The sequence below is a fragment of the Pseudomonas sp. NPDC099000 genome, from assembly GCF_044759925.1.
In the GTDB taxonomy this organism is placed as follows: domain Bacteria; phylum Pseudomonadota; class Gammaproteobacteria; order Pseudomonadales; family Pseudomonadaceae; genus Aquipseudomonas.
Genome location: NZ_JBIWAF010000014.1, coordinates 138872 through 146650 on the forward strand (window position 1 = coordinate 138872; position 7779 = coordinate 146650).

At 60.0% G+C, this 7779-nt stretch carries 7 protein-coding genes; 3 read left to right on the forward strand and 4 right to left on the reverse strand.

The window, feature by feature from the left end; translation table 11 throughout:
* Positions 1-149: 149 nt before the first annotated feature.
* On the forward strand, positions 150-962 hold the full coding sequence (locus ACIQV9_RS17815; RefSeq protein ID WP_403103971.1) for an alpha/beta fold hydrolase: 813 nt from the start codon (positions 150-152) through the stop codon (positions 960-962).
* Positions 963-1039: 77 nt separating this feature from the next.
* Here the strand turns inward: ACIQV9_RS17815 and dsbG are convergent, their stop codons facing one another.
* The 4 genes from dsbG to ACIQV9_RS17835 all read right to left on the reverse strand — a co-directional run bounded on the left by dsbG (position 1040) and on the right by ACIQV9_RS17835 (position 5286).
* On the reverse strand, positions 1040-1810 hold the full coding sequence (gene dsbG, locus ACIQV9_RS17820) for a thiol:disulfide interchange protein DsbG (protein ID WP_403103973.1): 771 nt from the start codon (positions 1808-1810) through the stop codon (positions 1040-1042).
* Entirely contained in the window at positions 1786-2652 is an 867-nt protein-coding gene (locus tag ACIQV9_RS17825) for a prolipoprotein diacylglyceryl transferase family protein (protein ID WP_403103976.1), read from the reverse strand. The genes dsbG and ACIQV9_RS17825 overlap by 25 nt, the downstream gene beginning before the upstream one ends.
* Positions 2652-4388: a protein-disulfide reductase DsbD gene (dsbD, locus tag ACIQV9_RS17830; RefSeq protein ID WP_403103979.1), complete on the reverse strand. Its 1737-nt coding sequence runs from the start codon at positions 4386-4388 to the stop codon at positions 2652-2654. The genes ACIQV9_RS17825 and dsbD overlap by 1 nt, the downstream gene beginning before the upstream one ends.
* 121 nt (positions 4389-4509) lie before the next feature.
* Positions 4510-5286, reverse strand: coding sequence for a hypothetical protein (locus tag ACIQV9_RS17835; protein ID WP_403103982.1), 777 nt, complete (start codon positions 5284-5286; stop codon positions 4510-4512).
* A gap of 296 nt (positions 5287-5582) precedes the next feature.
* Here ACIQV9_RS17835 and ACIQV9_RS17840 point away from each other — a divergent pair, with 296 nt between their 5' ends.
* Positions 5583-6266 carry a response regulator gene (locus tag ACIQV9_RS17840; protein ID WP_403103986.1) on the forward strand — a complete coding sequence of 228 codons (684 nt, stop codon included), beginning with the start codon at positions 5583-5585 and terminating at the stop codon, positions 6264-6266.
* A complete protein-coding gene (locus tag ACIQV9_RS17845) occupies positions 6263-7588 on the forward strand; it encodes an ATP-binding protein (RefSeq protein WP_403103989.1) in 1326 nt (441 codons plus the stop codon). The genes ACIQV9_RS17840 and ACIQV9_RS17845 overlap by 4 nt, the downstream gene beginning before the upstream one ends.
* The last annotated feature ends 191 nt before the right edge of the window (positions 7589-7779 follow it).

The window sequence follows — 7779 nt, forward strand, 5'->3', positions numbered from 1 at the left end:
TTTATGATCGACACCAAACCTGTGGGAGCGAGCCTGCTCGCGATGGCGTCATCGAAATTTGCGCGAATTTGCGCGTTGACTGTCGCTTCGGACCGGCTCAGGCTGCCACTGCTTTTTTTGTTGAATTTGCTTCACAAAGGAGACAGTCAATGCCCTTCGTAACCGTTGACGGACAAGCCCTTCACTACATCGATCAAGGCACCGGTCCGGCAGTATTGCTGGCCGGCAGCTACCTGTGGGACCAGGCCATGTGGGCACCGCAGATTGCTGCGCTGTCGCCACACTACCGGGTCATTGCGCTGGACCTGTGGGGCCACGGTGAATCCGGCCCACTTCCCGAAAACACCCGATCGCTGGATGACATCGCCCGCCAGGCCTTGGCGCTGCTCGATCATCTGGACGTCGATCGTGTCACGCTGGTCGGTCTGTCGGTCGGTGGCATGTGGGGCGTGCGACTGGCGCTGTCAGCGCCACAGCGGATCAACGGCCTGGTGTTGATGGACACCTACCTCGGCGTCGAGCCGGAACCGACTCGCCAATACTATTTCTCGCTGTTCAAACAGATCGAAGACACCGGCGTGATCGCGCCGCAGCTGCTCGACATCGTGGTGCCGATCTTCTTCCGTCCGGGGATCGATCCGCAGTCGGCGCTGTATCAGGATTTCCGCGCGAAACTGGCTGCGTTGCCGCCGGAGCGTCTGCGTGAAAGCGTGGTGCCGATGGGGCGAATTACCTTTGGACGGGATGATCTGTTGCCGCGTCTGGGCGAGTTGAATTCTGAAACGACGCTGGTGATGTGCGGCGATCAGGACAAACCGCGGCCGCCGTCGGAAACGAAGGAAATGGCCGAGTTGATCGGTTGCCCGTATGTGTTGGTGCCAGAGGCAGGGCATATTTCCAATCTGGAGAATCCGCAGTTTGTGACCGAGGCGTTGTTGGCGTTTTTAGCCGAAAGAAATTAATCGTTTGTTCTGACGTCATCGCGGGCTTGCCCGCGATGGCGTCGGTGTTGTCACCCTCGAACTGGCGACCGAACTACTTACTTAGGCCCGAGTATTTTCACCAACTTGTCCGGCGAAGGCGCGCCTTGCTGTTGTTGCAGCTCGCCCTTGTTGTCCATGTAGAAAATCGCCGGGGTGGCCTGCAGCTCGAGGTCTTCCATCAGCTGCATGTTCGCCGCCAGTTTCGCCTGAATCGCCGGCGGCACGTCCTTCAGGGCTTTGAGCGAACTGCCCTTGCCGGATTTTTCGTGATCTTCCAGCGCCTTGCTCGGGTCCTTGGCGGCCAGCAGCGCGGCGGATTTGCCCGGGCTGTCCTCGCGAATGATCCCGACCATGATGTGCCGCAGCTGCACCTTGCCGGCCTTGACCCACGGCCGCGCCTGTTCCCAGAACATGTTGCAGTAAGGGCAGTTCGGATCGCTGAACAGGTACACGACGCGTGGCGCATCTTTTTTACCGTCGGCGATCCAGTTGCTGGCCTCCATCTTGCCCCAGACTTCCTTGGACATCGGCGCGTAGACCAGTTTCTGCAACGGCGCGCTGCTCAGGTCGTTGCCCTCGGCGTCGTACAGATTGCCGAGCAACACATGCTTACCGTCCGGGGTCAGGTACAGCGCCATGCCGCGATTCTGGTACTGCGCGGCATAACCGCGCAAGCCGTCCGGCGCGTCGAACTGACCGACGATTTTCGCGCCCTTGGCTTCGATCTTCTTGATCGCTTCAGGCAATTCTTCGGCGGCCTGCACCGACGGCAGGTGCAGCAACGCTGCGCCCAGGGTCAGGGTCAGCAGGTGGCGGAGGCGGGGCATGGCAGTTTCCTTGAAGAGGTGGCCGGTACGGCAGGAGAAGGGGTGTCGAAGTTTTCCAGGGCGCGGGCCAGGCTGGCATCCGAGAGTTCGCCCAAGTGGCTGCCCAGCAATCGACCTTCGGGGCTATAGAACAGCGTAGTCGGCAATGCCATGGAACCCACGGCCTGACCCAATCGACCGCTGCCGTCGAACAGCACGTTGGTCAGGCTCAGTCCCTGGGTTTCGAGGAAGGTGCTGACGCTTTGCATGCTTTCAGCCTGATTGACGAACAGGAAGGTCAGGTCCGGGCGCTGTTGCTGGGCGTTTTCCAGCACCGGCATTTCCCGGCGGCACGGCGGGCACCAGGTAGCCCAGAGATTGATGACCAGCGGCCCGCCCTTGTAATCCGCCAGTTGCACGGTTTCGCCGGCGGCATTGCGCAGGGCGATTTCCGGCAGGCGCGTGCCTTGTTCGTAAATGCTCAGAGAGAACGTCGCCAGCAGCCAGAACGCCAACCCGCTGGCCACGCCGAAACCCAGCGGGCGACGCAAACCCGGTCGGCGCCAGCCGCGGTACAACGCGGTGAGCAACAGCACAATCACCCCGGGCCAGGCGAGAAAACCGCCATCGCGCAGGTCGATGATTTGCCACGGATCGTTGCGATAGTGTGCCCAGTAGGCGACCACGAAACCGACACGCGCCGCCAGCATGCCCAGTAAAAACAGGCTGAACAGCGCTGACTCGGGGTTTTCGCCACCGCGCTTGGCCACCCGCCAGCCGACAAACGTCGCCAGCGCCAGGGCACTGATCAGCAGCAGATGGTTAAGCGCGATGGCAAAGGTGCCGAGGGTAAAGGTCAGCATTAACGGGCGTCTCGGGTGGTGGTCCAGCGTTGCAGGAAGGTGTCGGCATCGACCTCGCCGGTGATGCGCTGGCTGCGGCGCTCCTGGCCGTCTGCGCCGATCCACAGAAAACTCGGTGGCCCAGGCACTTTATAACGGCCGAGCAGTTCGCGGCTGGCGGCATTGTCGGCGGTCACGTCCAGCCGTAGCAAGCGCACATCGCTCAGCGCTGCCATTACATGGGCTTTGCCGAAGACCTGTTTTTCCATGACCTTGCACGACACGCACCAGTCGGCGTAGTAGTCCAGCAGCACCCATTGGCCCTGGGCCTGGGCGGCGTCCAGTTCCTGTTGCAGCGCTTGCGGACTGTTGATCGTGGTAAATGCCTCATGGCCGGTCGGGCGAGCGGCATTTCCGGAGGAGGCTGAGGCGCTGTAGACCTGCAACGGTTTGAGCAAATCATCACCGCCACCGGCGGCGCCGATCAGCAGCAGACCGCCCCACATCCCGAGCAACAACGCACTGGCGCCGAACAGATGGGCGACGCGACCAAAACCTTCCGACTGTTTCCAGGCACTGTAGGCGGCAATCAGCAACAAGGCGCCGCACAAACCGATCCACAGCGACTGATCCAGCACCGGGCGCAGCATCAGCAGGGCGGTGGCGAGGAACAGGAAACCGAACACGCCTTTGAGCAGGTTCATCCAGGCGCCGGGTTTGGGCAGGAAGCGATTACCCACGGTCACCAGCAACAACAACGGCACACCAATGCCGATGCCCATGGCGAACAGAATCAGCCCGCCATGCAGCGCATTGCCGCTTTGCGCGATATAGAGCAGGGCGCCGGCCAATGGCGCGGTCATGCATGGGCCGACCAGCAACCCCGACAAGGCCCCGAGCACACCGGCACCGATCAAACTGCCGCCACGCTGATTGCGCGACACATTTTCCAGGCGATCACGCACGGCCACTGGCAGTTGCAGCTCGAAGAAACCGAACATCGGTAACGCCAGCAGGACAAATACCGCCGCGAAGCTGCCCAGCAGCCAAGGGTTTTGCAACAGGGCCTGAAGGTTCGCACCAAGCATTGCGGCCAGCACGCCCATCGCCGCATACACCAGCGCCATGCTCACCACGTAGCTGGTCGCCAGGGCAAAACCGCGTTTGGGCGTGGCCCCACTGCCGACGATCAACCCGGCCAGAATCGGCAGCATCGGCAACGAGCAAGGCGTAAAGGCCAACAACAGTCCCAGACCGAAGAACACCAGCAAACTCCAGCCCAGCGCCCGTTGTTGCAGGCCGCTGGCCAGCGCCTGATCTGGTGCTTCGTTGGTTGCGACCGCAACATTGCCGCCCAGGTCCACGACCTGAGTCTGCGGCGGATAACACAAACCGGCATCGGCACAGCCCTGGAAGCCCACCTTGATCTGACCGGTGGCACCCGCCGGAATCTTCAGCTCCAGGCCTTGGCGATAAACCTGCTGTTCGCCGAAAAACTCATCACTGTGCGCTTCGCCTTCAGGTAATGGCGGCTGCTGCTCCGGGGGCAAACCCTCGAATTTCAGGCGTTTCTGATAAAGGTAATAACCGTCGGTAATCTGCCAAAAGAGCTGTGTTTCACCCGATTCAAGGCGCTCGGAGGTAAAGACGAAGGCCTTTTCCACCGGTAAAAATTCAGGTTTGGTATCGAACGGATTGGTCCCTGCCTGGGCCAGGCCCGAGATCAAGAGAACAAAAAACAAAAACAGTCGACGCATGGGTAAGCCTTATCCCTGTGCAAGTGAGGTGCACAATGGGAGGCGGCGATTAACCGATGATTAACCGCCGCCGGTGCTGCCCGCTGAGCTGATCAGAGGACAGCCGCGACTGCTCAAGTCATCAATTGCGTAACAGGCCTGGCCAGGACTGGTTGTCTACTGCATGCGGGCCGGACACTAGGTGGTTTTGCGGAATGTTATAGATCAGGTATTGATTGTTGGTCAGAAAAACATAGAAATAATTGTCGGCAAAGGTTCGGTCGTTTTGCGCCGCCGTAATAATCCGGTCTTTGTAAAGCGCCAGACCGGGCCACGTGGTTTCTGTAATGGGCTCGAGTCTGAACGTTTGAACAGGTGTTACAACAGGGTTAAAGAGGTTGTCGTCATATTTGTCGTCTGCGTAGTCACGCTGAGGGGCACGGGGCACCTCATCCCAGTCCAGATAAAGAGAATTGCCGTCATTCATGATGAATCGGAACAATGAACTGCGATTGACTTGCCACCATGTCCCGGCAACGATCCGGTCAAAGTACGGCAGCAACAGACGCCATTTGGAAGACCGGACGGCGCTTGTTTGCATGACCGAGTCAGTGTCCTGGTTGTAGGCGCAGACCATGGGTGTGTCGCCTTCATAATAGAATAACCACAGGATATCCAGGTCCGAGGTATCCATCGGTTTATCCAGTGTCAGCCCGGTCGTGGCAAAGCCAAATCGCAGGTTGTTGACGTGGTTATCGAATGTTCCCCAACTTCCACTTACAGGGGCAGGGTATCCAGCAGGGACTTCCTGGTCGCCGATGTTGAAGCGGGAGTAAGTGTCGGTGTCTTTGAAGAAGAAATAAATTCTATCTTTTCCTGCACGCCAATCGACGGCAATACACTGTTCGAGTGTTGGCATGATCTGAATCCTTTCAGTCAAGTTAAAGTCGCTTTCAATAGTGGGATCATATCTTTCGAGATGTTACTTCGAGGCTTGATTCCCGAATCAGAATATCGTGAGTAAACAGGTTCTCTTAAGTCTTTTATGAGGCTGTTTGTGTCGGTTTTGAATCCCGGGTTTTTTTAAAAAATGGGCTGGTGTAAACGGGTGCGACGGCCAGCAAAAGCCTTCGCTTCTCGTCAGCGGCAGGCCTTGCCATAATTGCGGCTTAATCCTCAGCTGCTTCACTGGCTTTTTTTGCTCCGGGAGCTCCCATGCATGTACTGGTTTGCGAAGACGATGAGCTGATCGCCAGCGGCATTGTCGCCGGCCTCACCGCACAGGGCCTGACGGTGGAGCACGTCGCCACCGCGTCGGCCGCCCGGGCGATGCTCAAGGTGGCCGAGTTCGACGTCATGGTGCTCGACCTCGGCCTTCCCGATGAGGATGGCTTGAAGCTGTTGCAGCAGTTGCGCCACGGTGGCCTGGAGATTCCGGTGCTGATTCTCACGGCGCGGGATTCGGTCACCGATCGCGTCGACGGCTTGCAGGCCGGTGCCGACGATTACCTGCTCAAGCCGTTCGACCTGCGTGAACTCGCCGCGCGCCTGCACACCTTGTTGCGACGAGTGGCGGGGCGCAGCGTCAACCTGATCGAACACGGCCGTCTGACTTACGACCCGAGCAGCCGCGAAACCATGCTCGGCGGTCAGTCCGTCGACCTTTCGCGTCGTGAACAGTCGCTGTTGCAGGCCTTGTTGCATAACCGTGGCCGGGTGCTGTCCACCGAACAACTGAAAGACAGCGTTTATGGTTTTAACGATGAGCTGGAAAGCAACGCGCTCAATGTGCATATCCATCACCTGCGGCGCAAACTCGGCAATGGCATTGTCGAGACCGTACGCGGCCTGGGTTATCGCCTGGGGCCGGCCGATGGTGCAGAGGAAATGAAAAAGTGATGAGCCTGCGTTTGCGCCTGAGTCTGACGCTCGGCGCCGCTTTTGCGCTGATCTGGGCCCTGGCGGCGGCCTGGATGCTCAGCGACCTGCGCAACCAAATGATGTTTTCCCTCGACCAGCGGCTGGTGGCATCGGCGCGTATGGTCGCCGGCCTGATGGAACAATTGCCGGCGCTGCCGAGCAAGGGCGAGGGCACCCATTTCAGCGCTGAGCAATTGAATATTCCGGGTGGCATGGCCTGCCAGGTCAGCTCGTTGCGCGGCGAAATCCTCGCCCGCAGTCACACCGACCCGCAACAAACCCTTGAAGCCGAGAAAATGGGCTTTCACGATCAGATGATCGACGGCGCGCCGTGGCGCAGCTTTACCCTGGCTCGCGGTGATCTGCGCATTACCACCGCTGACCGGCAGATCGAGCGTGAGGCGCTGAACATGTCGATCCTGCTGGCGGCTTCGGTGCCGGTGGGCGTGGCGTTGCTTGGCTGTCTGTGCCTGTTGTGGCTGGGAATCGGACAGGGGTTGGCGCCGCTGAACCGGATGCGCGATGCCTTGATGCGCCGCAGTGCCGATTCTCTGGAACCCTTGCAGATCCAGCCGCTGCCCAGCGAGCTTCAACCGTTGCTGGACACCCAGAATCAACTGTTCCAGCGCATCGGCAAGACCATCGAACGCGAACGCCGGCTGACCGGTGACGCGGCCCACGAATTACGCAGCCCGCTGACCGCCATCAAAACCCACCTGCAAGTGGCGCGCATGACTGACGGCGCGGCCCGGGATCAGTCCCTGGCCCGGGCCGAAGAGGGCGCCGACCGCATGCACCGCACGCTGGAGCAATTGCTGCTGCTGGCGCGGGTCGAGGGCAGTCTGTCGTTCGACGACGGTGTGCAATGCAGCGCCGAGCAAGTGGCGAAACTGGCGATTCAGGATGCCGCCAGCGGTGATCGTCGGCGGATCAAGCTGCACATGCCGGCGAAGTTCTCCAATGCCCCGGTGCAAATGCCCGCGGTGCTGTCGATCGCCGCATTGCGCAACCTGCTGGACAACGCCCTGCGCCATACCCCGGGCGACGGGTCGGTGGAACTGAGCCTGGAAACCACCGGCAGTCGCGCGCGCTTTCTGGTCCGCGACCACGGCCCGGGCATTGCCGAAGACGACCTGCAACACCTGACCCAACGCTTCTGGCGCAACGGCCAGAGCACCGGTTGCGGATTGGGCCTGGCGATTGTCCAGGCGATTGTTCAGCGGTGCGGCTGTACCCTGCATTTCGACAGTCGCCCGGATGGGTTGCGGGTTGAGTTGACCATGCCGTTACAACCCCTCTAACCAACACCTCAATCCCCCTGTGGGAGCGAGCCTGCTCGCGATGGCGACAGCACATCCAGCATTGATGTGGCAGGCAGACCGCTATCGCGAGCAGGCTGATCTGGCCTAATGAATTTGGACACATCAATAGGGCGCTATGATGGCGCCCAAATCTGAGGTGTGCATGATGATGCGAAAATCCTATTCCAGTG